This is a genomic window from Microcystis ichthyoblabe FBCC-A1114, from assembly GCF_050500245.1.
Classification (GTDB): domain Bacteria; phylum Cyanobacteriota; class Cyanobacteriia; order Cyanobacteriales; family Microcystaceae; genus Microcystis; species Microcystis ichthyoblabe_A.
In genome coordinates this window covers 3290537-3314447 of sequence record NZ_CP191408.1, presented here as the reverse complement: position 1 = coordinate 3314447, position 23911 = coordinate 3290537, and the positions used below count along the sequence as shown (strand labels likewise).

The 23911-nt window shown below is 42.8% G+C and carries 22 protein-coding genes, 1 tRNA gene and 2 pseudogenes; 9 read left to right on the top strand and 16 right to left on the bottom strand.

Translation table 11 applies throughout. The features are described 5' to 3' along the window. Positions 1-105 precede the first annotated feature (105 nt). From ACQY1Y_RS16035 to ACQY1Y_RS16025, 3 genes and pseudogenes are all read right to left on the bottom strand, one after another. Positions 106-179, bottom strand: a tRNA-Pro gene (locus ACQY1Y_RS16035). A 92-nt stretch (positions 180-271) separates the two neighbouring features. Then, positions 272-1477, bottom strand: a complete 1206-nt coding sequence (locus tag ACQY1Y_RS16030) for an FAD-dependent hydroxylase (protein ID WP_430013128.1) — start codon at positions 1475-1477, stop codon at positions 272-274. A 259-nt stretch (positions 1478-1736) separates the two neighbouring features. Then, positions 1737-2403 (bottom strand): annotated as a pseudogene (locus ACQY1Y_RS16025) (IS1 family transposase); the annotation flags it as partial. Positions 2404-2932: 529 nt separating this feature from the next. On the opposite strand from ACQY1Y_RS16025, the gene acsF reads away from it, so the two are divergent. From acsF to ACQY1Y_RS16000, 5 genes are all read left to right on the top strand, one after another. Then, positions 2933-4009 carry a magnesium-protoporphyrin IX monomethyl ester (oxidative) cyclase gene (gene acsF, locus ACQY1Y_RS16020; protein ID WP_002752007.1) on the top strand — a complete coding sequence of 359 codons (1077 nt, stop codon included), beginning with the start codon at positions 2933-2935 and terminating at the stop codon, positions 4007-4009. A gap of 157 nt (positions 4010-4166) precedes the next feature. Beyond that, positions 4167-4703, top strand: coding sequence for a zinc ribbon domain-containing protein (locus tag ACQY1Y_RS16015; RefSeq protein ID WP_430013127.1), 537 nt, complete (start codon positions 4167-4169; stop codon positions 4701-4703). Positions 4704-5106: 403 nt separating this feature from the next. Beyond that, positions 5107-6423, top strand: coding sequence for an AAA-like domain-containing protein (locus ACQY1Y_RS16010; protein WP_430013126.1), 1317 nt, complete (start codon positions 5107-5109; stop codon positions 6421-6423). After that, positions 6420-9302 (top strand): AAA-like domain-containing protein, encoded by a 2883-nt coding sequence (locus ACQY1Y_RS16005; protein ID WP_430013125.1) that lies wholly within the window; start codon positions 6420-6422, stop codon positions 9300-9302. The genes ACQY1Y_RS16010 and ACQY1Y_RS16005 overlap by 4 nt, the downstream gene beginning before the upstream one ends. Before the next feature lie 56 nt (positions 9303-9358). Further along, on the top strand, positions 9359-10456 hold the full coding sequence (locus tag ACQY1Y_RS16000) for a glucokinase (protein WP_287700705.1): 1098 nt from the start codon (positions 9359-9361) through the stop codon (positions 10454-10456). Positions 10457-10503: 47 nt separating this feature from the next. Here ACQY1Y_RS16000 and glk read toward each other — a convergent pair whose 3' ends face one another. After that, positions 10504-11472, bottom strand: a complete 969-nt coding sequence (glk, locus tag ACQY1Y_RS15995; RefSeq protein ID WP_430013124.1) for a glucokinase — start codon at positions 11470-11472, stop codon at positions 10504-10506. Between the two features lie 438 nt (positions 11473-11910). On the opposite strand from glk, the gene ACQY1Y_RS15990 reads away from it, so the two are divergent. Beyond that, positions 11911-13284, top strand: coding sequence for an ankyrin repeat domain-containing protein (locus ACQY1Y_RS15990; protein ID WP_430013123.1), 1374 nt, complete (start codon positions 11911-11913; stop codon positions 13282-13284). Positions 13285-13321: 37 nt separating this feature from the next. Here ACQY1Y_RS15990 and ACQY1Y_RS15985 read toward each other — a convergent pair whose 3' ends face one another. The 3 genes from ACQY1Y_RS15985 to ACQY1Y_RS15975 form a co-directional block, all read right to left on the bottom strand. Beyond that, positions 13322-14047, bottom strand: a complete 726-nt coding sequence (locus tag ACQY1Y_RS15985) for a Stp1/IreP family PP2C-type Ser/Thr phosphatase (RefSeq protein WP_430013122.1) — start codon at positions 14045-14047, stop codon at positions 13322-13324. A gap of 44 nt (positions 14048-14091) precedes the next feature. Next, positions 14092-15780, bottom strand: a complete 1689-nt coding sequence (locus ACQY1Y_RS15980; RefSeq protein WP_042790838.1) for an ABC1 kinase family protein — start codon at positions 15778-15780, stop codon at positions 14092-14094. A gap of 90 nt (positions 15781-15870) precedes the next feature. Next, complete coding sequence (locus tag ACQY1Y_RS15975) at positions 15871-16176, bottom strand: DUF6825 family protein (RefSeq protein WP_002792886.1); 306 nt, start codon at positions 16174-16176, stop codon at positions 15871-15873. A gap of 271 nt (positions 16177-16447) precedes the next feature. Between ACQY1Y_RS15975 and ACQY1Y_RS15970 the strand changes: the two genes are divergently transcribed. After that, positions 16448-17671 (top strand): ABC transporter substrate-binding protein, encoded by a 1224-nt coding sequence (locus ACQY1Y_RS15970; protein WP_002774664.1) that lies wholly within the window; start codon positions 16448-16450, stop codon positions 17669-17671. On the opposite strand, the pseudogene ACQY1Y_RS15965 reads toward ACQY1Y_RS15970, so the two are convergent. Together ACQY1Y_RS15965 and ACQY1Y_RS15960 are read right to left on the bottom strand one after the other, a co-directional pair. Further along, a pseudogene (locus ACQY1Y_RS15965) lies at positions 17652-17974 on the bottom strand (Txe/YoeB family addiction module toxin). The gene ACQY1Y_RS15970 and the pseudogene ACQY1Y_RS15965 sit on opposite strands and share 20 nt — an antisense overlap. Further along, the gene (locus ACQY1Y_RS15960) at positions 17971-18162 is read right to left on the bottom strand and encodes a hypothetical protein (protein ID WP_036397255.1); all 192 of its coding nucleotides are present in this window, start codon (positions 18160-18162) and stop codon (positions 17971-17973) included. The pseudogene ACQY1Y_RS15965 and the gene ACQY1Y_RS15960 overlap by 4 nt, the downstream one beginning before the upstream one ends. A gap of 140 nt (positions 18163-18302) precedes the next feature. Here ACQY1Y_RS15960 and ACQY1Y_RS15955 point away from each other — a divergent pair, with 140 nt between their 5' ends. Together ACQY1Y_RS15955 and psbB are read left to right on the top strand one after the other, a co-directional pair. Beyond that, positions 18303-18614 carry a hypothetical protein gene (locus tag ACQY1Y_RS15955; RefSeq protein WP_002749272.1) on the top strand — a complete coding sequence of 104 codons (312 nt, stop codon included), beginning with the start codon at positions 18303-18305 and terminating at the stop codon, positions 18612-18614. A 329-nt stretch (positions 18615-18943) separates the two neighbouring features. After that, complete coding sequence (gene psbB, locus ACQY1Y_RS15950) at positions 18944-20470, top strand: photosystem II chlorophyll-binding protein CP47 (RefSeq protein ID WP_002735904.1); 1527 nt, start codon at positions 18944-18946, stop codon at positions 20468-20470. A gap of 284 nt (positions 20471-20754) precedes the next feature. Here psbB and ACQY1Y_RS15945 read toward each other — a convergent pair whose 3' ends face one another. From ACQY1Y_RS15945 to ACQY1Y_RS15915, 7 genes are all read right to left on the bottom strand, one after another. Continuing rightward, positions 20755-20874 carry a photosystem II reaction center protein J gene (locus ACQY1Y_RS15945; RefSeq protein WP_002736108.1) on the bottom strand — a complete coding sequence of 40 codons (120 nt, stop codon included), beginning with the start codon at positions 20872-20874 and terminating at the stop codon, positions 20755-20757. 42 nt (positions 20875-20916) lie between these two features. After that, the gene (locus ACQY1Y_RS15940) at positions 20917-21036 is read right to left on the bottom strand and encodes a photosystem II reaction center protein L (protein ID WP_002735805.1); all 120 of its coding nucleotides are present in this window, start codon (positions 21034-21036) and stop codon (positions 20917-20919) included. 10 nt (positions 21037-21046) lie between these two features. Beyond that, a complete protein-coding gene (gene psbF, locus ACQY1Y_RS15935) occupies positions 21047-21181 on the bottom strand; it encodes a cytochrome b559 subunit beta (RefSeq protein ID WP_002736175.1) in 135 nt (44 codons plus the stop codon). Positions 21182-21206: 25 nt separating this feature from the next. After that, positions 21207-21452 carry a cytochrome b559 subunit alpha gene (psbE, locus tag ACQY1Y_RS15930; RefSeq protein WP_002737435.1) on the bottom strand — a complete coding sequence of 82 codons (246 nt, stop codon included), beginning with the start codon at positions 21450-21452 and terminating at the stop codon, positions 21207-21209. Positions 21453-21530: 78 nt separating this feature from the next. After that, positions 21531-22523 (bottom strand): photosynthesis system II assembly factor Ycf48, encoded by a 993-nt coding sequence (locus ACQY1Y_RS15925; protein ID WP_016516685.1) that lies wholly within the window; start codon positions 22521-22523, stop codon positions 21531-21533. Between the two features lie 107 nt (positions 22524-22630). Further along, positions 22631-22978, bottom strand: coding sequence for a rubredoxin (locus tag ACQY1Y_RS15920; protein WP_002736293.1), 348 nt, complete (start codon positions 22976-22978; stop codon positions 22631-22633). 475 nt (positions 22979-23453) lie between these two features. Continuing rightward, positions 23454-23882: a ubiquinol-cytochrome c reductase iron-sulfur subunit gene (locus ACQY1Y_RS15915; protein ID WP_002737943.1), complete on the bottom strand. Its 429-nt coding sequence runs from the start codon at positions 23880-23882 to the stop codon at positions 23454-23456. Positions 23883-23911: the final 29 nt, after the last annotated feature.

Genomic DNA, 23911 nt, shown 5'->3' with positions numbered 1-23911 from the left:
GTGAACTAACTTGATCAGAAACGCTGATAAATTAAGAAAATTCCGAGTAAACAGAACAAAGTAGGGATTAGGTGCATCCCTACCTGACTCTCTGTTTTCCTGCAATCGGAGCGGCGGGATTCGAACCCACGACCCCTACTACCCCAAAGTAGTGCGCTACCAAGCTGCGCTACGCCCCGATATTGAACCTTAACCATCATAGCGATAATCGCGGCATTTTGCAAGCTTTTTTTTTCTTCCTTTCTCCCCCATCCCCGGAATTAGCGGCCAGCTATCTAGCTAATTGGGGAATACGTCCTTTTAATCCCGTCATTAATTGCAGGGCAAACAATTTCAACGGGGGGAAACCGCGCATAATTGCCAATCCGAGACGACGGATGAGAACGATAGGCGGCCAGTTATTGGAGAACAGGCGATCTAGAAAATCTGTGAAGCCTAAAATCGCTAAATTCTCCGATATACGCCATTTTTCGTAGGATTTTAGGGTAGAAAGCGCTCCTATATCTTCTTGCTTTTCCGCTGCTTCCTTTAATACCTGCGCTAAAGCGGCTGCGTCGCGAATGCCTAAATTTAAACCTTGACCACCGACGGGATGACAACAGTGAGCGGCATCACCAATTAAAGCCAGTCGGGGTTTAACATAAGTATCACTCTGCATTAACTGTACGGGAAAGAGAGCGCGGGGACTAACTAATGCTATTTTTCCCAGTAATCCCCCTGTATATGCTTCTAATTTGTCGATAAATTCCGCTTCGGGCATTTCTTGCAGTTTTTTCGCTTCTTCATGGGGATTGGTCCAAACGATCTGACAGCGATTACCCTGGAGCGGTAAAATGCCCATCGGACCGGTGGGCCAAAATCTTTCAAAGGCGGTATCGTTGCGATCGAGTTGATGTTTAATGGTGAAAGCGACACAGGATTGCCAATATTTCCAACCTTTGGTTTTAATTTGCGCCCCTTGCCGGATAGCGGATTTGGCTCCATCAGCCCCGATAACTAATTTTGCGGTGATTTTTCGGGTTTGACCAGCTTCTTCCAAGGTGACAGTGGCTGTTTCTGCTCCGTACTCCACTTCTAACACTTTAGCAGGGGATAACCAATCAATGCGATCGCAATCTTGGCTGGCATTGTGCAGGGCGGTTAAAATCACTTGATGTTCGCCCACATAGCCCAAATAATCGGTTTTTAGCTCATCGACCACAAAGGGGACAAAAATCGGAAAATCGGCATCAGAAAGGCGAATATGACGAAATTTACCGATACTGGGCGATATTTTATCCCAGATACCCAAGCCTGTAAAAATCCGGCTGGACATCAAGGAGAGGGCATAAGCTTGACGACGGGAGGCGGCCACCTCTAGGGGACGTTCCTCGATCATAGCGATATTTAATCCTGTATTTTTTAAAGCCACCGCTAGGGTGGTTCCGACTATACCACCCCCGACAATGATTAAATCGTAGTTGTCCCGTCCTAACATATAAATATTTTTCTCAAAGATAATCAGTGACTACACTGATCTATTCTGACACGATTTTCGGGGTTGCTGTCGGGTTTGATTCTCTTCACCTCACCTAGCCATTGATAGACTTGAAAGGGTTTTGTCCGTGGTTGAGAGTTTCGGGTTATCGCCCTTCCAGAAGTCCAGGAAGAGCGATAATACTAAATCTGGTTATTAAAGACTGATTATTGGTGGTGATTCGGTAGTAGTGATGGCGGCTTAATCCTTTGCTTTGCTGTGCATTGTAGTCATGGATAAAATACCAAAGGGTTCCCCAAGGTGATTCTCCATTTTTTTAGAGAAAGATAGACTCTCTCTCACCAGCCGAGAAATCCTTTGTCGAAAGGTATTATTTAATCTTTCAATAGGATTAGTTTTACCAGTTTCTTTTCCGACTGGTCGATGACGTTTACTAGGAATTACTGTCTTATAGGACTCCCAAAAGTCTGTGTAAGCAACCGCGCATTGTCGGTAAACACCTGGTAAACTAGCCCCAAAGTTTTTTAGCTGATTGACAACTCCTATCTCCGCGCATAGCAACCAATAATTTCCCTTGTTTTTCTATCAATTAACCGCCAAATATAAATATTTATCGTCTTAGAAAAAACAAAAGACCACATCTCATCATATTCTATAACTAATTTACCTTTTAGTTTGTCCGAAACCTTTATTTGACGGGGTACAGCCGCCAGTTTATTGTTGACATAATTTTGTAACAATGACCAACTTACCCCTGTTACTCTAGCAATTCCTCGCAAGGAAATTCGTTCGAGCAAGAGTTTATCAATTAATTGTTTGGTTTCGTCAGAGACGGTTTTATTAGTGGGATTGATTACAAACGGTTGACCACACTCTTTACATTGACGTTTGGGTTTTCCATTATGAATAGAACCATTCTTAATCATATAATGAGAACCACAATTAGGACAGGGGAATAGAGGTGAAGGGGGGATTTTGTTCGGTGCTAGACTGATATTTCAGTAAGCCAGACAGAAGCCAGAAAAAGATATTTATCAGAAAAGTCATGATCAAGCTAGAGGTTTAAAGGCTCTCTTGGATTTGGTGGGTAAAATGTATTCTAAGATACATTCCTCCTAGTGAGGGGGTGGAAGGAACCACAAAGACACAAAGGACACAAAGATTGATCGATCCGATGTAAGTTAAACTGATCACACAAAGAATAAGAGAGCCATGACTGTTTACCAATCACCGAACAAACCCCACACCCCCGAACATTTGTCAAGACTCCCAGCGAAAAATCCGCGTTTGTTCACACAGCTTAATTAAGAGTTGTAACTTTTAATGAACAGGAAGGGAGTCTAGGGCTGAGAGCTTGCTATAGTGAATCCTAGCCGTTTTTTCACGGCTGGTCATTATCATCTCAGAGCCTTTACTCGTCTCAATCATCATCCCAGAGTAAAATCAATAATCCCTATGGTCAGCACGATCCAAAAACCAGAATTCGAGGAAATCCGTCCGGGTATAAAAGTTCCCGCTAAAGAAACGATCCTCACTCCCCGCTTCTATACCACTGATTTTGAAGCGATGGCGGAAATGTCGATCGCCGCTAACGAGGAAGAACTGAAAGCGATTTTAGAGGAATTCCGTACCGATTATAACCGGCATCACTTCGTTCGCAATCAAGAATTCGATCGCTCTTGGGAGCATATTGATGGCGAAACTCGCCGCTTATTCGTGGAATTTCTGGAAAGATCCTGCACGGCTGAATTTTCTGGCTTTCTTCTCTACAAAGAACTCGGCAGACGTTTAAAAAACAGAAATCCCGTCCTCGCAGAATGCTTTAACCTCATGTCCCGGGACGAAGCGCGTCATGCTGGGTTCCTTAATAAGGCTTTATCGGATTTTAACCTCTCCCTTGACTTGGGATTTTTAACCAAAAGCCGTAACTACACCTTCTTTAAACCGAAATTTATCTTCTACGCCACCTATCTTTCCGAAAAAATCGGTTATTGGCGCTATATCACCATTTATCGTCATCTCGAACAACATCCCGAAGATCGGGTTTATCCGATTTTTAACTTCTTCGAGAATTGGTGTCAAGACGAAAACCGTCACGGGGACTTCTTTGATGCGATCATGCGTGCGCAGCCTGATATTCTTAATGATTGGCGCGCTCGTCTCTGGTGTCGTTTCTTCCTGCTTTCGGTCTTCGCTACGATGTATCTCAATGATACTCAGCGTTCCGGTTTCTACGCCATTCTCGGTTTGGACGCTCGCGAGTACGATAAGTATGTAATCGAGAAGACCAATGAAACCGCCGGCCGCGTCTTCCCGATTGTTCTTGATGTGGATAGTCCTGAATTTTATGATCGCCTAGAGATTTGTGTTCGCAATAACGAGGGATTACGGGCGATCGATAGCGAAAACAGTGCCGCACCAGTTAAATTCCTGAAGAAATTGCCTATCTTCGCCTCTAACGCTTGGCAATTCCTCAAATTGTACCTGATGAAACCGATTCGGGTCGATAAATTAGCCGGTAGCGTCCGTTAAAAAGTTTGTTTTCTTGAGACATGGTGAGGGTGGGTAAAACCACCCTTTTTTTGTCGATAAAATTCTTAAGAAAATCCTCTAACATTTTTATCCTCGCTAGACTGGATCCTAGGGGTGTTAACTAGCTTTTTACTTTTTAGTTTTCACTGTCAAAAATATGGCTATTTATAGTGAATTACCCACAGGACAACGTCTCTATCTCGATAATCAAGGGCTGCAGACGATTGTAACCCTCGCTAGTGGTGCAGTGGGACAACAACAGCAGTCTAGCAGTAGTTTTGCCACCGGAGTTTGGACACAAGAACCCCAAATAGAGATAATTCCCCAAGGGGCAATTATTGAAATTATCACTGAAACCGGACCCCACAGAATCCAAATTCAAGGAAGCAGTATCGGTTTTTCCTCTCCTCATACCTCTGGAGTTTCTCAGTCCTCTCAATCGACCACTGCTACCAGTTTCTCCTCCTCACCGATGCAACCGATGCAACCAATGCAACCAATGCAACCGATGCAACCCATGAAAATGGGTAATATGTCGATGAATTTTACCCCCATGGAAATGCAAATGGGAGATATGAAAATGAGTATGGGAGACGCAAAAACCGTCAGTAAAACGCGATTTTGTAGTCAATGCGGGGCAAAAGTAGCGGCAACCGATCGCTTTTGTAGTAGCTGTGGTCATCAGTTACAGTAATAAAACCTGTTTAGCTAAATCTATAACTCCTTTTCGGGCAAAATTTTGGGGAGCATCTCATTTATCCAGGTGAGTAATTATACTTGTCACTAAAACTGTTTTCTAGCAAGGCTTTCAAAATAGCTTGACATAAAAACCTGATTTAAAGGTTACAAAGGTGAGATGCTCCCAAATTTTGTTTATATTAGCTAAATTTACCCGCTTCTAACCAGATTCGTCCACAGCGATCAAAAAGTTTATCGAATAGGGAATTGGCTGTGCCAAAGTAATAAAGCAACCGGTGTAAAGATCAGTTGCTCTGGAGAAGAACTGTATTTCAAGGGGGAATTGCTGAACTGCCCAATTTTGCTATACTGAAACCCATAACTCAAAATAGCGTTTGTTAAGTCGAGGTGTTAATGCAATGGAACCCATAGCTCTTATTTTGACAGCATTGGCGGCTGGGGTAACTTCCGCAGTTCAGGAACCTGTCAAGATGGCGGCAAAGGATGCTTATGATTACTTCAAGGGTTTGCTTAAGAAAAAGCTTAAGGAAAAAGATCACAACGAAGCGGTAGATTTAGTGGATAATCCTGATGAGCAAAATAAACCTCTTTTAGAAGCGCTATTGAAAGAAGCGGGCATAGACAAAATGCCTGATGTCATCGAAGCAGCCAACAAAGTAACAGTAATTTGCCGCCCCCACATAAACACGGCTCCTTATTTAGAAAACTACCAATCACTTCTCCAAGAACATTCTTTGATCCATATAAAAGCCCCAGATAAAATGGGAAAGACTCGGCTAGTTAATCATATTTTTAATTCTTTCAATTCCAACAATTATCGAAAGGTTCTATTAAGCATGGAGGAATTCGATATACAAGACCAAGCTGAGGCGGGAAGGCTTTTCTATCGTTTTTGTCAAGAAATTAGTAATAAAGTAGATTTACACCACAATTTTATAGACGATTGGAAAAGCATAAGGAGTTCAGGATATAAATTAAAATGTATTCAATATTTTGAAAGGTTTTTATTACCTTCTAAAAACTCTCCCATCGTTATAGTTATCGACGATCTGAACAAACTTGACAAGGATCCAACCTATAAAGAGTTTTGTTCAATGCTAAGAGCGTTTTACAATAGATGTGCAAGAAGTAGTACTCAAGATCACGGAAGTTGGAGCAGGCTTGGATTAATTATTGCACACTCAAGAATGCCAGTCCTGAACGAGAACGAATCTCCTTTTAGTGTGGGAAAAGTAATTCGATTACCTGAATTCACTGTTGATGAGGTACAATCTCTTGCCAGTCAGTATGAAATTCAGATGGATTTCACAACCATTTCCCTAATCATGCGATTAGTTGGGGGACACCCTTATTTGATCAGTTTATCTTTTGAACATCTAAAAAACCCAAATCACCTAAATAAATTACTCAGAAAAATTCAAAGTGAGCAATCATCACCAGGTGAGCAATCATTACTAGATGCAGTGCATAAAGAACTGGAAGGTATTTATACACCGCATCTAAATAAATTACTCAGAAAAATTCAAGTTATCCGTGATCAATCATTAGAAGAGGCACTATATAGGGTTATATCTACACCGAAACCAATTTACATAAGCCCCCTGATTGCGGAGGAATTAGAGGAGATGGGATTAATTAAGTTGGGAAGCCATTATGCTGATCCTTCTTGTGAGCTATATAGAATTTTCTTTCAAAATACAATTAGAAGAGCATGAACGCCCAAAACCCTTCAACTTCCTCTATACCTTCTGCGTTACCTTATAAGCATCCTGATTATATCAAGCGCAATGCGGATGAAGAATTGCTCGGATCCCTTAGAAATGGGGATTTTTGTTGTGTTCTAAATTCTCCGAAGACTGGGAAAAGCAGTCTTATGGTTCAAATATTTAATGATTTGAAAAAAGAGGGCTTTCTTTGTATATCAATAGATTTAACTTTTGTAGAAAAGATAAATTATACTTCTGATGAATTTTATAGAGATTTTAGTCAAGAATTATTAAACAATTTAACAGAAAATAAAATTTTATCGAGTTTTGATCTAGACAACTGGTGGCTGACAAAGAGTAGCCTAGGTCCTCTTTATCGTCTGAAAAGTTTTATTACTGATATTATACTGCAAGAAACTTCTCAAAAATTAGTCATTTTTGTTGATGAAATTAATTGTACTTTAAATTTCGAGTCTCGGAGTGATTTTTTTAAATTAATTCGCTTATTTTATAACCGTCGCGAGATGACAGCCGATTACAAACGTCTGACTTTTGCACTTTTTGGTATTGCTACTCCTTCAGAGCTATGTCCAAATGAAAGGATTAGTCCTTTTGACGTTGGCAAAAATATTAAATTGAGGCCCTTTCAACCTCACGAAATAACTCCCTTGAAAGATAAATTAGTCAAAGAGATTAACTATTCTGAAGCTAAAGCTACAGAGGCAATGGTAAAAATTTTATCATTTACAAATGGACACCCATACTTAACACATTGCCTTTGTAAATTAGTTATTGAGGAAAGTACCAACACCAATACTGGTACTGATACCAATATTGATCAATTAGTTGAAGAAAAAATTATCAGAGGTTGGCGAAATTTAGATTGTGAAGAGCATTTTCAGAGAATAATAAGATTTCTATCAGAACCAAACAAAAGGTCTATGGATTTATTAGATTTATACAAGGAAATCGTGCTAAGTAGCTTGAATAATTGTTCTACAGTACGTTCAAAAAGTAGTGATATGCTGCAAATTGAGCTTAAGCTTTTGGGATTAGTGTTAGAAGAAGATCATGTTCTTAAGCCTTATTGTGAGATATACAAACAAATCTTCAATCTAAATTGGATTGAACTTCAACAAAGAGAATTTATTTTTTATAGAGACGATTATGATAATTACCATAACGCTGATGAACGGCAAAAAGAACTTTATTTACTTACTGGAAAAATATTAAAACGTACTTTAGAATGGGCAAAAGACCATGAAAACATCGTTAGACATTTAGAAAATAGATTTTTTGAAGAATCTAGGCAATTTTGGAATAAAGTTCAGGACATTTTTCCTAACGAATCTGAGGATAAATGGGAAACAATTGTTAAAGCGATTAATAACCTTACAGGGGGATTTTATCAATTTAGTAATATTATTTTTGATATTATTGCTAAAAACAATAACGTTGTAGATTTACAACAGAATGAAGTTCACGGTCGGCTAGAAGATTTAGTTTTCTCACATCTCAATCTTTTTGAGGAATATGATCAGTTTCAGAAAGATCGAGACCAATTTTTAAATCAGGACGACAGTTTTGAGTTAATTTCTCTCTTTGAAAAAATTACTCAAAACGAGCCGATTCTCTTCGATGAAAAAAATCCACAACATCGTAAACTAAAAGATATGTGTTTTATAATTCTAGATAAGGAGCATAATTTAAGAATACTCAACAAGATTTACGAAAAAATTCTAGATCAAAACTGGATCAAGGAAGTCATGGCGGGACTCCGTCCCTATACAAAAGCTTTTCGAGATTGGCAACATTCGGATCGTCAAGAATCATCTTATTTATTACAAAATAATGATCTAAAACTGGCCCTAGAATGGCTAGGGAAAAAGCCTACACCGACATTAGAGGAGGGAGAGATTAAATTTGTAATGACCAGTTTAGTGGCGGAAGTCTGGACAACTGCTTCACCTTCTGTTCAATCTGAAGCTGTTTCATTGATCACAACTTCTCGACCATCATTACAAGGGAAAAATAACTACTCTGACTTTCTACTCCGAGAGATTTTACAATGGACAACCTCTCAAACTGCTGCCTTAAAAAAGCTTTTAGAATGGGTAAATGAGTCTGATATTCCTGTCGAAAATATCCGTAAATACCTAGAATTTCTTGTTAGATCGCAGATCAAAAACTGGAGTTATCAAGAACTATTTGACTTTGCTCTTGCTCCCCATAGCTCTTACCCTGAGAGAGAACAAAGAATTTTTATTACCTTCGACCAATACTGTCTTGGGGAAATAGACCAATCTCAAATCCAAGAACCCCTAAAAGAATGCGGAAAAATACTTGACAAATATCAAAATTTAAACGAAAATTATTTTCAGGAATTAGTATTTAACTTCCTCAAGACTAAAATTGCGAGAATCTCTCTTATGACACAACAACGACCCGAACAAGAAAAACTTGATGTTCTTCTGGACGAGACTGTTACCACCTCAAAAGGACACCTAAAATCAATCCTTATTTTTAATCTAGAGAATGGACTACCACTGTATCACAATAAACGACTCAAATCTGATGATCCAGAGCTTTATCGTGCTCTTTTTGCAGACGGTGGTGATGCAGTAGGAGAAGCAATTGAAGGATTTGAATCCCTCAGCAAGATTCAAGAAGCTTTAGATAATTTTGGCAAGGTAACTGCCTTTGGCAATCTCACATACTCAATTTTTAAATTGGCGGGGGGAACGATGATGGTTTATTTTGTCGAACTAACAACACCTTTTGCTATTTGCTTTATCGCTCCTGATGGAATTAATTTAGGACTGGTTGTAACACGCTCACAAGCAAAAATTAAGGAGATTAAAAATGAGCTAGAAGAATTAGGTTTTTAGTCTTTTTTTGGTTGCTGTTTTCATTTAGATATATTTACTATAAAGGAGTCAATTTTATGGTCATTCTCGCTGGCAAAATTGCAGGTGATAAAAGCGAATTCGGTCTTTTTACTCACAAAAAAGATGACTCTCAAAAAAAAGTGATGCTGGATGCCTTAATTGCCCATGAAACTTATACAACTAAGGATTATGCTCAAGGCTTGGAAAACATGATAGAGACATTTTTAGAGCAATATTATTATGGGCAATATAGTGATAATGAAGATATTTATGGTGCTTGTTTTGGTATAGCAGGACCTGTTGATCATGGCGAGGCTAGAGTTGATCGCAAGGAATTTAAAGCAACTTTTACAGAGCATGAATTCAGACAAAAACTTCCCTATAACAATGTTCCTGTCTCTTTTATCAATGATATGGAAGCAATTGGCTATGGTATTTTTTTGGGAAATGGAGAAGATCAGCTAAAAGAACTTTATCCTGGTAAATCTCACCCAAATCCTGAAGATCGCCGAGTATTAATGCTAGTGAGTGGAGGTTTAGGTCAAGCATTATGGTATAGCCATGATGAAAAAAAAGGGTTAAAACCAATCTCCTCGGAAGGTGGTCATGCGGACTTCGGTGCTAGAATAGATAAAGATTGGGAACTTTTACAATTTCTGAAAGAACTGAAACAAGAGCAGGGGGATAATAGCCCCGTTAGTTATGAGTATGTTCTATCTGCTCCTGGTTTAACCAGAATTTATCATTTTTTTCAAAGTCTTTCTGAATGGGAAAATCAGCCAAATATCAATGATGCTGATGCTATCATTCAAGCTGCCCAGGAAGGGAATCCATTATGTAAAGAAGTTTTGGATTTTTTTATCTCTATTTGGGGAGCGCAAGCAGGGAATTTGGCTCTTACCTATAAAGCCAGTGGCGGAGTTTATATTGGCGGTATTGATATTCCCATTGAAATCTTGAAAGAAGGCAAATTTATCAATGCCTTTATTGATAAAGAGGGAAATTTCAAAGCTTATAACGAAGGCATTTCTGTTAAAGTTTTTCAAGATAACAGCATTGTCATGTGGGGGGCAGCTCGACACGCTATTGAGGCGGGTTTTGTAACTAATGGTAGATTTGCAATTATGAGGGCAAATCAACAAAAAGGGCATTGAATACCCTCACAATCAAGACAACTTCTAGGATTGTCTATCCTATGCTTCTACATTTTTGTAGCAGCGTATTTTACTGCACCTCTTAATCCCTCCAGGGTATTCAAAACAATATGGACAGGAACTTTTTCTAGCAAAACAGGATTAACCCGTGCCTTATCTGTAAATGCCTTAATAAAACTGCCATTCCGCATCAATTCAATATTTTGGGCTGCAATTCCCCCCGCAATATATAAACCGCCAAACGGTAAAAAACTCACCGCCATATCCCCTGCCGCAGCCCCAAAAGCTTCTACAAAAATTGCCATTGTTTGCTGACAAAGAAAATGACCTGCTGCTGCTCCTTTAGCGATTGCTGCCCCAGGATCAAATTGACTTAAAAAATCACCCACATCTTCAGAAGCAAACTTGCGATCCTGCAAAAAACGAAAAATATCAACAATTCCTGGGCCAGAAACCACCCGTTCCACATCAACCTTGCCGTCGGCCCGAAGATATGCCAATAACTCCTGAGCTAACAAATTATCAGGAGCAAAACTTTCGTGGCCTCCTTCCGTTGGAAACACTCGATAGCTATCACCTTCAGGAACTGCAAACGCCTTTCCCAGACCCGTACCCGCCCCAATAATAGCGATCGGCGCATCAGGCAAAAATTCACCTTCCTGTAAAGTAACTAAAGATTTATTTTTTTCTAAGACAATATTGTAGCCAATTGCTACAAAATCATTAATAAGACTCACTTTAGCAATGTTCAATTCTTCTTGTAACCGGGCCGCATCTAATTCTGGCCAAGGTAAATTAGTGATTTTACATTTGTTGTTCAGAACAGGGCCAGCCAAAGCAAAACAAGCCTTATAAACATTAGACTCATCACCTAGGAATTGTCGCACTAAAGGAACTAAACCCTCATTGCCGCTCGGATAAATTTCTTCTCGGAGAGTTGATTCATTTTTTCCGTCCGTTTCTACCAAACACAACCTGGTGTTAGTGCCACCAATATCACCGGCTAAAACTAGCATGGATTTAACTACTAACGAAACTGTTCAAGATTATAGCATATCGAATATATTGCGATCGCTATTCTAATTATCAGAACACTTAAGTAGGGCTTACTGAATAATGGTAAAACCCTTTTAAAATAAGGCTTTTGACCTGTTAAAATCCGATGTTCATGCTGCGAAAATAGGATTGGGACTTTCAAAAACCTTGCATTATCCTTCTTGTAGTACATCAATTGGTACAAAAAACAAGGGCAACAAAGCCTGAAACGACCGGCTACTGACTCCTGACTCCTGACTCCTACCCCCAGGAAAAACTTTTTCAGCAAACCCTAAGTACCACAGCTAGTAGAATTACCTTACCTCAGAATTAGAACGGGGTAGTAGCTTTTCTGTCCGTTTACCCGCCTATAACGATCGATAATAGAAAAAATACTTTCTGCCGATCGGTCACTGTTAATGGCTTCTAATTGGGATATCTTGTTAATACAAGCGGCACGTCAGGGCAATCTGGCGCGGGTTCAAGCTTTACTGAGTCAGGGGGCAAATGTCAACGCCACCGATGGCCAAAATACGACGGCTTTAATCTATGCCGTGCAGGGGGGTCATCGGGAAATTGTGGCAATTTTGCGAGAATTTGGGGCAGATATCAACAAAAGTAAACAACCTCAAGGTTTAAGCCCTCTCATGTTAGCGGCTGCCCTCAATCACAGTGAAATCCTCGCTCAATTAATCGCCGCCGGTGCTAATGTCAATCAGGTTAATCAAGATGGTACACCAGCACTAATGATCGCCACTTATAAGGGTTATACAGCGATCGCAGAACAGTTATTAACCGCCGGCGCTTGGGTCAATATGCGCGATCGGGATGGAGATACGGCTTTATCTGTAGCAATTAGCCAAAATTACGATGCAATTGTCGGTTTACTGCTCGATAGTGGTGTAGATGAAGAAATCCGTCAAGAAGCTTGGTTAGAGGCTCTCAACGCTAATCGTCCAGAAATCCTCCAATTTTTTATTAACCGTGGTATGCCTCTCGATGCTCCCACTTTATCCGGGGAAACTCCCCTCATTTTGGCTGTAGAGAGGGGAAATCTCGGCAGCGTACAAACTTTACTGCAAGCGGGAGCAAATCCGAATATCAGCACGGAGGAGGGAGAAACTGCCCTGATGCTCGCCGCTGCTGAGGGATATTTCGATATTGTCCGACTTTTACTCGCTCAGGCGGCCAGTGTTGACAATCAAAATCAGGCCGGAGAAACGGCCCTGCATTTAGCCACGATCGAAGGACATTTAGAGATCGTTCAGGCCCTACTACAAGCCGGTGCTTTTGTCAATCACCGCAACCATTTTGGGGATACACCCTTGCTTATCGCCACGGTGCAGGGATACGAAGCGATCGTTTTAGAATTGTTAAAACAGGGGGCGGAGCCTAACCTAACTCAGCAGGGAGAAACACCGTTAACTTTAGCTCTACAGCGCCAATTTACGGAAATCTGCCGTTATCTCCTCGAATACGGGGCCAATGCCAACGCCGTTTATCCCGATGGCAAAACCGTCCTCATGAAAGCTTGTGAGGGCAATAATAGTCAATTGGTGCGCTGGTTAATCGATATCGGCGCTGATGTCAATAAACTCGATTTTAGCGGTGCTTCCCCGTTAATGTGGGCCAGTTATCACGGTTGTCTCGACACGGTTAAAGTTTTGTTAGACGGGGGAAAGGTGAACTTAAATCAGAAAAATCAAGGGGGAATGACCGCTTTAATGTTAGCTAAATTTAATCACCATCAGGCGATCGTTTCTTTATTACAACAAGCAGGAGCGATCGAGTAGAAGTGCAAGTTTAGCGATCAGCGATCGCTATTTCCTCTCAATTCTGCGTTACCATGACCACGGTGATATTATCAGAACCGCCGGCTTCTTTGGCCGCTGCCACTAAATTCTTGACAATTTCCTGACAATCAGCACCAGTTTGCAAATAATCGCTAATTTCCTGGTCGGACAGTTCTTCCGTCAAACCATCACTACAGAGAATTAAACTATCGCCGGATTGCAGATCGAGGGGAGATACCGTCACTGGGGGCAAATCGCGACGACCAAGACATTGAAATAAAATATGTCGCCAAGAGTGGTTTTTCGCATCTTCTTTGGACAGATCGCCCATTTTTATCGCCCTAGCTATCCAAGTATGATCTTCCGTCACCTGTTCTAATTTTTGCTCACGAAAGCGATAGAGACGGGAATCACCAATATGCGTGTACCAAGAGCCATCATCTCGGACGATAGCCATGACTAGGGTTGTCCCCATGTCCTGTCTTTCGGGATGTTTTAGTTGATCTTCAATAATCTTCTCGTTAGCGGCAGTAATTGCCTCCTGCAGCAATTCCCCAGCAGTCAGGGGCGAATTCCAGTGTTCTTCTAGATGAGCTTGGATAGTTTCAGTGGCGATTTGACTAGCTTCCTGGCCCCCCGCATGACCTCCCATGCCATCAGCAACGATAAAAAAGCGCTGCTCGGGGTCAATATAATAACTATCCTGATTAACCGATCGCACTACACCTGGATCAGTCATTCCTCCAAAAGAAAGATTGTTCATGGAAATTTTTGGTGCTAACACAATATTTATTATCCCGCAATCAATTACATCATACGATCCTGACGTTCAATTTTTCGCCAAAGTCTCACAAGAGCTATCCCCGGCAGCAGGGAAATCGCCATCGGTATTAGAGTTAACCAACCAAAACCACTGACGAATAGAAGCGTCGCTGAGATCAGCAAAGCACTGATCAGTAAAGTGTAGTTAGTTCCCATTTGAATCATACCCAATCGCCGCAAAAGTCGATCGGATTCGCTGGAACGTACCCGGACACGGATATCACCCCGTTCTAATTTTTCGATCGTATCATCGATGCGTCGGGGTAAACTCAGGGCGGTGCTGCTCACTTGGGCTGCTTGTCGTCCTAACTCATCGAGGATATTACTGCCATTATTTCCTGTCATATCATTTACTAATTGCAGGGCAAAAGGTTGGGCCACTTCCATAAAGTTAAATTCGGGATCGAGTCCTTTGCCTACCCCTTCTAGGGTAGAAAATGCTCGCATGACGAAGGTAAAGGTAGCGGGAAAGCGAAAAGGCTGATCGTAGGCGATTTCATAGAGATCATCGCTGATAGAGGCCACGGATTGCTCCTCAAAGGGTTTATCCATGAAGTTATCGAGCATATACTGGATCGATCGCCGCACTGCTCCCATATCACCATTAGCAGTTAATGCTCCTAAATCCACCAGAGAAGTGACCACGCGATCGGCATCTTTTTGGGCAATTCCCAAGAGAGTTTGCATTAATTTTTCGCGCACGTTGGTTTTAATTTGTCCCATCATGCCGAAATCGTAGAAAATTAAGGAGCCATCACTATCAACGGCAATATTGCCAGGGTGAGGATCTGCGTGAAAAAAGCCGTTATTGAGTAGTTGAATTAGATAGGCTTTTGCCCCTAGTTTAGCCAACAATTTGCGATCGAGTCCGGCCGCTTCTAGGGCTTCATAATGACTGATTTTGATGCCGGGGAGGTATTCTAGGGTTAAAACCCGGGGAGCGGTGTAGCGCCAATAGACTTTCGGTACTTTCACCCAATCTTCCCCGCGAAAATTACGGCGAAAAGTGTCAGCGTTACGACCTTCATTGAGATAATCGGTTTCTTCCCAGAGGATTTTACAGCATTCTTCATAAATACCCGTCCAATCGCGACCTTTACCCCATTTGGGATGATTTTGGAAGTATTGGGCGATTTTTTTTAGGATGGTCAGATCGATACTAAATAATTTTTTTAATCCGGGCCGTTGGACTTTGACCACCACATCTTCCCCGCTCTTCAGTTGGGCCCGGTGAACTTGCCCTAAACTAGCGGCTGCCAGGGGAATAGGATCAAAGCTTTTAAAGAGTTGATTGAGGGGTTTACCGAGGGATACCTCGATAATTTTGCTGGCCTGTTCGTAGGTAAATGCGGGAACCTGATCCTGTAGTTTCGAGAGTTCTTCCACATATTCGAGGGGAAAAAGATCGGCCCGGGTGGAGAACAGTTGACCGACTTTAATAAAAGTCGGTCCCAATTCTAGCATGGTTTCCCGAATCCAAGCGGCTTGTTTTCTGCGTCTGCTGGCGAGTTTTTCCTCGCTATAGCTGCCGTTATAGCTCCATTTTTTACCGTTGAGCCAGAATTGATAAAGTACAGTCAGAACGAATCGCCAAATATCTAGACGACGACGATTGATGGAATAGTTTTCTTGATTCCAACGATAGCTATTTTTGGCGACTTGAAGGGCCGGCATTGCTGGGTTTAACTCTAGGGTAACGGGGACGGGTAGAAGGGCTGACACGCAATTTTTGGGGCTTTAAAGCGACTAAAAGAGGGTTTTTGGTTAATTTCGGTAGTTTTTTAGTTCCGAGCGCAATTGGGCGATTTCAGCCCGCATTTCGTCGATGTTTTCCTGCACATCGGCACTGGAGGAACCACTGGAGTCTGTCTCAGCATATACTCCCTTTTCCATGGCTCGATCGGCTCTCATTTGCACTTCTTCGACGAATTGCCGCAGGTTTTCCCGTTGTTCGGCATCAAATTTGCCTAATTCGCTTAAAGCGTTGGTAAACGCATCTTCTAGCTGTTCACTGACTACTTCAGCGATCGCTCGTCCGAGGAAAAAGGCGTGAATAACCGGGTTAGTCATAATCTTAAATGGATGTTTTCGCTTCGGGGTTTGTGGACGGGAAAGGCGATAATAAATTCCCTAACTACTAGGTTAGGCGACAGAACCAGAAAAGGCAAATCGTTTTTCTGAAAAGGGAGGTGAGACGGGGAGGTTAATCGACAAAATTAGGGGAAACAAAAGGCGCTAAGGGAGCAAAATCTGCTTCGATCTCGTCGAGAATTATCGCTGAAATCAACCCGATTAGCGAAATAATAGTGTCATCAACAATATCAGTCCCCGGAGAGTTAAGATGCTCAGAAAACGTTTATTAATCCCCTTAATACTATCCCTAGTCACTTTCGGTCTAGTGGTGGCCTGCAATTCCGGCACTCCCACCAGTCAAACTAACCCCAGTCCCGCAGAAAACGCCGCCACTGCTGCTATTCCCATCGGTGCAGCTTTAGCTCAAACCAGCAATCTCGCCCTATTGGGACAGGAACAGGTGATCGGTGTCAAGATGGCTGAAACATATTTTAATAAAAAGGGCGGAGTTAATGGAACACCGATTAAAGTTATTATCCAGGATGTGGCCGGGGATGAACAGGGCGCAATCAACGCCATTAATACCCTAATCACTCAAGATAAGGTGGTGGGTATTCTTGGTCCGTCCTTGTCCCAGCAAGCTTTTGCCGCTAGTCCGATCGCCGATCGAGCTAAAGTTCCCATTCTCGGCCCGTCTAACACGGCTAAAGGTATTCCCCAGATCGGTGAATATGTGGGTAGGGTGTCCGCTCCTGTGGCTGTGGTCGCCCCCAATGCAGTTAAAACCGCTTTAAAAATCGATCCCAAGATTAAAAAAGTGGCTGTCTTTTTTGCCCAAAATGATGCTTTTAGTAAATCGGAAACGGAAACTTTTCAAGAAACCCTAAAAAGTTTAAATCTTGATATTGTCACCGTGCAGAAATTCCAAACCACCGATACAGATTTTCAAAACCAAGCCACCGCCGCTATTAATATTAAACCGGATTTAGTGATTATTTCTGGTTTGGTTGCTGACGGGGGCAATTTGGTCAAACAGTTGCGACAATTAGGCTATCAGGGGTTAATTATTGGGGGCAATGGTTTAAATACTTCTAATATTTTCCCGGTTTGTCAAGCTCAATGTGATGGTATTCTCATCGCTCAAGCTTATAACCCGGAATTAGATAATCCTATTAATCGGGATTTTGTCGCCGATTATACAGCAGAAAATAAAAAAGCACCGCCCCAATTTACCGCTCAAGCTTTTACGGGAATTCAAGTTTTTGTCGAGGCCCTAAAACGGGTAGATGATAAAAATAAACTCAGTACACTTTCCCTCGAACAAATTCGCCAACAATTAAATCAGGAAATTTTAGCGGGTAAGTATGTGACTGTCCTGGGAGATATTGCTTTTACTCCCGAAGGGGAAATCATTCAGGATAAATTCTCCGTGGCACAAATTAAAATGGATGCCGATGGTAAAAATGGTAAATTTACTTTTGTGGAAAATTAATCAGTAAAGGGTTCTTCTCATTTCTATCTCGTTGCAAGGAACTCCCTTGCAACGCATTTCCAGAGGTTCTAGCTTTTGTGTCATAATCAGACACGCTATAAACTAGGCGATGTTCTTTTGTAATGCGTCGTGACCATAATCCTGATAGTTTATGTTTTAATGCTTCTGATTTTCCTAGTCCAGAAAAAGGCTCTCTTTGAACATCTTTAATAAGGCTGACAATTTTAGCGTAAACTTTCTTGTCTGCGATCGCCATTGGTTAAACTCATCAAAACTTCGGGTTAGAAAGGCGACTTTCCTCATAAGTTAGCAGCATCTACATAAATATAACTATCAGGATTTTTAAGAGATTCTATTGCCTCTTGGAGATGTTGACGGTTAGCTTCTGTGGAAAGCAGATAGTCCGTTTCATCCAACTGATAATTACTGATTGTCGGTATTTCTGCAAATGTGGGATGCACCCAGGGAGAACAAAGCTGCCCATTGCCCATTGCCTATTGCCTATTGCCTATTGCCTATTGCCTATTGCCTTTTCTGACTGATGGCTGGGGGCTAAAAAGCTGATAAAATTTGACGGCTGAAAACTAATTAAGCCAGAAAGCTAGAGATTGATTCTAGATTGAGTAACAAAGTGAAATATTTTTTCTTAACGGCAGGTTGGACAATAGGACGGGTGTGGGAATTTGGGGGTTTGTGGGACCATGCGAGTAGTTGGCGACGACCACCGCAGATAGAGCGATTAAATATCGGTATTTTGGAAGGAGAACAGGTTTTATGGCTTTATAAGGTGGAAGAAGCCGTGATTATGGTGGAAGTTGCCCCCAAGAGTGCCGAAATTGCTGATACTGTCCCCACCATCGGGCAAGTGGTGCTAAAACGCTTGATTAGTGCCGAACAAGTCCTCGAAATCCTGCAAAATGCCGAAGAACTACTGAGGAAGTAATCAGTTATCAGTTATCAGTTATCAGTTATCAGTCATAATTCCCCATCTCCCCACAGCCCACACCCGACAGCCCACACCCGACAGCCCACACCCTACACCCTACACCCTACACCCTGATCTGGAATATTCTGGCGGAAGACCGATCGCAAGCACTTGAAATCTGTTCTAACAATAGTTACACTTCTTTAGAATAGATACACTTTTCAAGGGATAATGTAGGTTGGCTAACTCTTGCACTTAACAGTCGAGATTGTTGGGCTTATATTTTGACCCTGAATATAAAAAGCGTCTAAGTGGACACTAAATTGTCAATAGGAGGAGCGTAGTCAATGGGACTACCTTGGTATCGAGTACACACAGTCGTTCTCAACGACCCGGGCCGTTTAATTTCCGTTCACCTGATGCACACCGCACTGGTAGCGGGTTGGGCTGGCTCCATGGCCCTCTATGAGCTTGCTATTTTCGACCCCAGCGACCCCGTATTAAACCCGATGTGGCGGCAAGGAATGTTCGTGCTGCCCTTCATGGCCCGTTTAGGTGTCACTGGTTCTTGGGGTGGCTGGAGCGTCACCGGCGAAACTGGTGTTGACCCCGGTTTCTGGTCTTTTGAAGGCGTTGCCGCCGCTCATATCGTCTTATCCGGTCTGCTATTCCTAGCGGCGGTTTGGCACTGGGTTTTCTGGGATTTAGAATTATTCGTCGATCCCCGCACGGGCGAATCTGCGCTCGATTTGCCGAAAATGTTCGGTATTCACCTGTTCTTATCTGGTTTACTTTGCTTTGGTTTCGGTGCTTTCCATCAAACAGGCCTTTGGGGTCCCGGGATGTGGGTTTCCGATGCCTACGGTTTAACCGGTCATGTGCAGCCCGTAGCTCCGGAATGGGGACCTGCTGGTTTTAACCCCTTTAACCCCGGGGGTGTGGTAGCTCACCACATTGCTGCGGGTATCGTCGGGATTATCGCCGGTTTATTCCATTTAACCGTTCGTCCCCCCGAAAGACTCTATAAAGCCCTGAGAATGGGTAATATCGAAACGGTGCTTTCTAGCAGTATCGCCGCCGTTTTCTTTGCCGCTTTCGTCGTGGCTGGAACCATGTGGTACGGTAATGCTACCACGCCGATCGAACTCTTTGGCCCGACCCGTTACCAATGGGATAAGGGCTATTTCCAAGAAGAAATTGAGCGTCGTGTGGAGGCCAGCATCGCCAATGGAGCCACCATCGCCGAAGCTTACCAAGCAATCCCCGAAAAACTGGCTTTCTATGATTATGTCGGTAATAGCCCCGCTAAAGGTGGTTTATTCCGTACTGGTGCCATGGATAGCGGTGACGGTATCGCTAAATCTTGGTTAGGACACCCCGTGTTCAAAGATGGCGAAGGTCGCGTCCTCAGCGTGCGTCGGATGCCTAATTTCTTTGAAACCTTCCCCGTTGTCCTGACTGACTCGGAAGGTATCGTTCGCGCTGATATTCCCTTCCGTCGTGCGGAATCGAAACTGAGTATCGAACAAAGTGGTGTTACCGTTTCTTTCTACGGTGGCTCTCTCGATGGTCAGGTCTTCAGCGATCCTGCTGATGTGAAGAAATTTGCGCGTAGAGCGCAACTCGGTGAAGCTTTCGAGTTTGACACCGAAACCCTGAAGTCTGACGGGGTATTCCGCACTTCTCCAAGAGGTTGGTTTACTTTCGGTCATGCTGTCTTTGCTTTACTATTCTTCTTTGGTCACATCTGGCACGGTTCTCGTACCATCTACCGCGACGTATTCGCCGGGGTCGATCCAGATCTGGAAGAACAAGTGGAATTCGGTTTATTCCAAAAATTGGGTGATCTTAGCACTCGTAAACAAGAAGTTTAGTTTTAGCTAAATCATCCCTATAACTAAAGGAGTCAAGTCTTTGACTCCTTTTTTTAATTAGGGTATGCTGAAAAAGTTTTTCGTGGGGGCAGGGTGTGGGGAGAAGGGAGCAGGGAGTGGGGAGCAGGGAAAAACAATTCATAACTTGAGAGTTAATCACACTATTAAAAACGGATTTGGTATTAAAGTTCGATCGAGCTTTACTTTTCACCGAATACTGAAAAAACCGCTAGTTATTTCTATAACTAACGGCTTTTTGCTGGGGGAAATTACCCGTAATGGAATTACATAGAGGAACCTAAACCGGCGTAAGCTCCGTAGAAGAAAAGACCAAGCACAGCGATAACGCCTAGACCGGCGATGGTGGCGACTAACCACAAAGGAATACGACCTTCTGCGAACATGAATAACACCTCCTAATTGCGATGACAATAAATCGGGACTAATTAGTTAAAGAAATAGCTGGAAAATAAAATTCCCAAGACAGCAACTAGGAGTAAACCTAGATAAAGAGAAGTACGATTTAACTCGACGGCTTGCCGATTCGGATTAGGTGTTCTTTCCATAATTGTTCTCCTAGCGTTGAATAAACTGCATTGCCGCAATTGCACCGATAAAGAAGACAGTGGGGACCGCTAAGGTATGAACTGCCAACCAGCGAACGGTGAAAATGGGGTAAGAAATGGGTTGATTGGGATTACCACTAGCCATTGTTTTTATCCTTAATTAAAGTAAACTACTGATTAAACTGCTCGATTTGATTTTTGGCCTCAAAGCGATCATTAATGATCGGTAATTCTTGACGCTCTTGAGTGTAATACTCATCGGGACGGGGAGTGCCAAAAACATCGTAAGCTAAACCGGTACTCACGAATAACCAACCTGCGACAAAGAGCATGGGGATGGTGATGCTATGGATAATCCAGTAACGAATACTGGTAACGATATCGCCAAAAGGACGTTCGCCGGTACTACCTGACATGGATGGTTCTCCTCGGAATGATAGGACTTGAAAAATTCAATCTCTATAATAGAGACTTTGTTGACCCTGAGACAAGTTTTAGGCCGGCTCGCTGGGGGGATTATATTTCAGTAAAACCCCATCTTGTCCCAAGACAAAACCCTTGTCGGAATTGATAAAAACAATTCGATAGAGATTGGAGGGGACACTTTCCACCGCGCGATCTTTTTGCCAAGACTGGCCGTTGTCATGACTGACCAAGAGATTGCCGCTACCACCAGCGACCCAAATTTCTTCGGGGGTGCGGTAGTTGAGGTCCAAAAGTCCCCAACTGGTGGAAAACTCGGGGAATACCTTATCTTCCCATGTATCGAGATCATTGGGGCTAGTAAATTGTAGTTGACCACCCCGGGCCAGGGCCCACAATTCCCCTTTTTCACCATAACCGACTTTTTGTAAACGGCGGGAAGAAAGACGATTGTGGGGTTGCCATTCTGTTGACCCCGGTTCCCAAGTGGAATAAAAGTTCCCGCGTGCGGAAACGGCCACATATTTACCATCATGGGAACGAACAATTGTCCGGGCCACACCCACAGCACCTTCCACTAAAGCTTGCCAAGTTTTGCCTCCGTCTTTGGTGCGGTAGATAGCGCCTAAATCCGTGACCATTTCGGCGGTTTTGTCGTTCAGAGCGATAATTCCGTAGGGAGAACCGGGTAATTTTTCACTTAAGGAGATACGGGACCAGCTGCTGCCCCCGTCTTCGCTATGGAGAAGAATTGAGGGTTTACCGACAATCCAACCCTCTTGGTCGTGGAAACTGACGGCGCTAAAGCTAACTTTTTCGTCGCCAAGGTTGAGGACTTTTTGCTGCCAACTGTTCCCCCCATCGCTGGTTTCAAAGAGGGTAGATTTGGTTCCCACTAACCAACCGTGCTGCAGGTCGTCGGTAAAGGCGATATCGGCAAAAGTGGAGTCAGTGTCGAGGGTGAGGATTTGCCAAGGACTATTGCTCAGGGATGGCACACTACTACAGCTAAAGCAGAAAAAGGCTACAGCTAGAACTATTACAAATTGTTTCAGTTTTCTCATCAATGGTTCAGAGGTATTGGTCAAGGAATCGGGACGGATTAAGGTTTGTACCCGATGAGTTACAGGCTCATAAGAGCCGTTAGATTTAAAGATAATGAGTGCTTGAGTTAGTTTAAACCATACAAACTAATAAAGAAAACAAATCCTAGCGCTAAAGCCCCGAAAATCAAAATATTTTTTTGTGCGGGAGTCAGACGGTTGACTCCAAAACCATAGCTAAGATTTTCTTGGAATCCCGAAGGAGCATCTTTAGCTCCGATGTTGATAAATTGGGAACGACGCACACCACACACGGGACAGCGCCACGTTTCTGGCAATTCCTCGAAGGGGGTTCCAGCGGGAGTGTTGGTTTTACTATCTCCCTTGCTGGGGTCGTAAACGTAGCCGCAGGAGCGACATTCGTGGTTGGCAGGGGCCTGGTCGGCTAGGGTTAGTTCTGGTGGGCGATCGCTCATGACTAAGATTAAGGGAATTTTCAACACTCTGTTACAAATTATCCTTGAAAATTGACCTCTCTGACGGCCAACCCCTAACAGAATAGCCAGTTTTCAAGTCTGAAAAGGATTAGCGAGGCAGCATATCGGCTTAAAAAAAACTAAGATTAATCTATTAGGGCTTAAATGTCTATTAAAACTTTATTAAGTTTATATTTGGGCTATTTACCCTGATTTTGGTACTCAAATTTAGTCTGAGAAATTGAGAAATTTCAGGCAGGGAAGAAATTCGGGGTCTGATTTCTCATCTCTAACTGATTATTCTTGACCAAATTGACTAAATCCCCGGCTTAATTTCTTCTTAGAGGCGAGAGTGAAGCTAAATTACTTGTCCCTCTCCCTTATGGAGGCTTTCCATTTAATTAATTTCTAAGTGCGAGTAGAGAGTCACTAATTCTACCCGTGTCACCAAAGGCATGGTATTCCGTCAACCCCGTTAAGCTTTTTTCACGAAAATAACGTCTTTTTCGACCTTGACTTGATAGGTGGTTAGATTGCCTTTTGGGGGTTTATTCGTGACGACTCCAGTGGCGGTAAATTTCCCCGGATGGCAGGGACAAGCTAAAATCTGTGCGCCAGTATTCCATTTCACCGTACAGCCTTCATGGGTACAAGTCGGGTTTACTGCACTGATCTTTTTCGTCTTTTTCTCCCAGATCAAGAGCAAGGAGCCGACCGGGGATTTTTTATCCAGAAAACTGCCTTTGGCTTCCAATTCTTTGAGGGTAATGCCCGTCACTTTCACAAAGCCATCCGCCGCTTGGGCCGGGGTCATCTCTTGGTCGGTAGCCGTCCCTAGGATTTCTGGGGCGCAGGCCATGGCTCCGCCAACACCAACGAGGGCAACAAATTCACGACGATTCATGGGATTAGGTTTTTTCCAACAGTAACGTT

Coding starts and splice junctions, on each gene's coding strand:
- ACQY1Y_RS16030 (WP_430013128.1), bottom strand. CDS start 1,477: ATGTTAGGACGGGACAACTACGATTTAATCATTGTCGGGGGTGGTATA.
- acsF (WP_002752007.1), top strand. CDS start 2,933: ATGGTCAGCACGATCCAAAAACCAGAATTCGAGGAAATCCGTCCGGGT.
- ACQY1Y_RS16015 (WP_430013127.1), top strand. CDS start 4,167: ATGGCTATTTATAGTGAATTACCCACAGGACAACGTCTCTATCTCGAT.
- ACQY1Y_RS16010 (WP_430013126.1), top strand. CDS start 5,107: ATGGAACCCATAGCTCTTATTTTGACAGCATTGGCGGCTGGGGTAACT.
- ACQY1Y_RS16005 (WP_430013125.1), top strand. CDS start 6,420: ATGAACGCCCAAAACCCTTCAACTTCCTCTATACCTTCTGCGTTACCT.
- ACQY1Y_RS16000 (WP_287700705.1), top strand. CDS start 9,359: ATGGTCATTCTCGCTGGCAAAATTGCAGGTGATAAAAGCGAATTCGGT.
- glk (WP_430013124.1), bottom strand. CDS start 11,472: ATGCTAGTTTTAGCCGGTGATATTGGTGGCACTAACACCAGGTTGTGT.
- ACQY1Y_RS15990 (WP_430013123.1), top strand. CDS start 11,911: ATGGCTTCTAATTGGGATATCTTGTTAATACAAGCGGCACGTCAGGGC.
- ACQY1Y_RS15985 (WP_430013122.1), bottom strand. CDS start 14,047: ATGAACAATCTTTCTTTTGGAGGAATGACTGATCCAGGTGTAGTGCGA.
- ACQY1Y_RS15980 (WP_042790838.1), bottom strand. CDS start 15,780: ATGCCGGCCCTTCAAGTCGCCAAAAATAGCTATCGTTGGAATCAAGAA.
- ACQY1Y_RS15975 (WP_002792886.1), bottom strand. CDS start 16,176: ATGACTAACCCGGTTATTCACGCCTTTTTCCTCGGACGAGCGATCGCT.
- ACQY1Y_RS15970 (WP_002774664.1), top strand. CDS start 16,448: ATGCTCAGAAAACGTTTATTAATCCCCTTAATACTATCCCTAGTCACT.
- ACQY1Y_RS15960 (WP_036397255.1), bottom strand. CDS start 18,162: ATGGGCAATGGGCAGCTTTGTTCTCCCTGGGTGCATCCCACATTTGCA.
- psbB (WP_002735904.1), top strand. CDS start 18,944: ATGGGACTACCTTGGTATCGAGTACACACAGTCGTTCTCAACGACCCG.
- ACQY1Y_RS15945 (WP_002736108.1), bottom strand. CDS start 20,874: ATGTTCGCAGAAGGTCGTATTCCTTTGTGGTTAGTCGCCACCATCGCC.
- ACQY1Y_RS15940 (WP_002735805.1), bottom strand. CDS start 21,036: ATGGAAAGAACACCTAATCCGAATCGGCAAGCCGTCGAGTTAAATCGT.
- psbF (WP_002736175.1), bottom strand. CDS start 21,181: ATGGCTAGTGGTAATCCCAATCAACCCATTTCTTACCCCATTTTCACC.
- psbE (WP_002737435.1), bottom strand. CDS start 21,452: ATGTCAGGTAGTACCGGCGAACGTCCTTTTGGCGATATCGTTACCAGT.
- ACQY1Y_RS15925 (WP_016516685.1), bottom strand. CDS start 22,523: ATGAGAAAACTGAAACAATTTGTAATAGTTCTAGCTGTAGCCTTTTTC.
- ACQY1Y_RS15920 (WP_002736293.1), bottom strand. CDS start 22,978: ATGAGCGATCGCCCACCAGAACTAACCCTAGCCGACCAGGCCCCTGCC.
- ACQY1Y_RS15915 (WP_002737943.1), bottom strand. CDS start 23,882: ATGAATCGTCGTGAATTTGTTGCCCTCGTTGGTGTTGGCGGAGCCATG.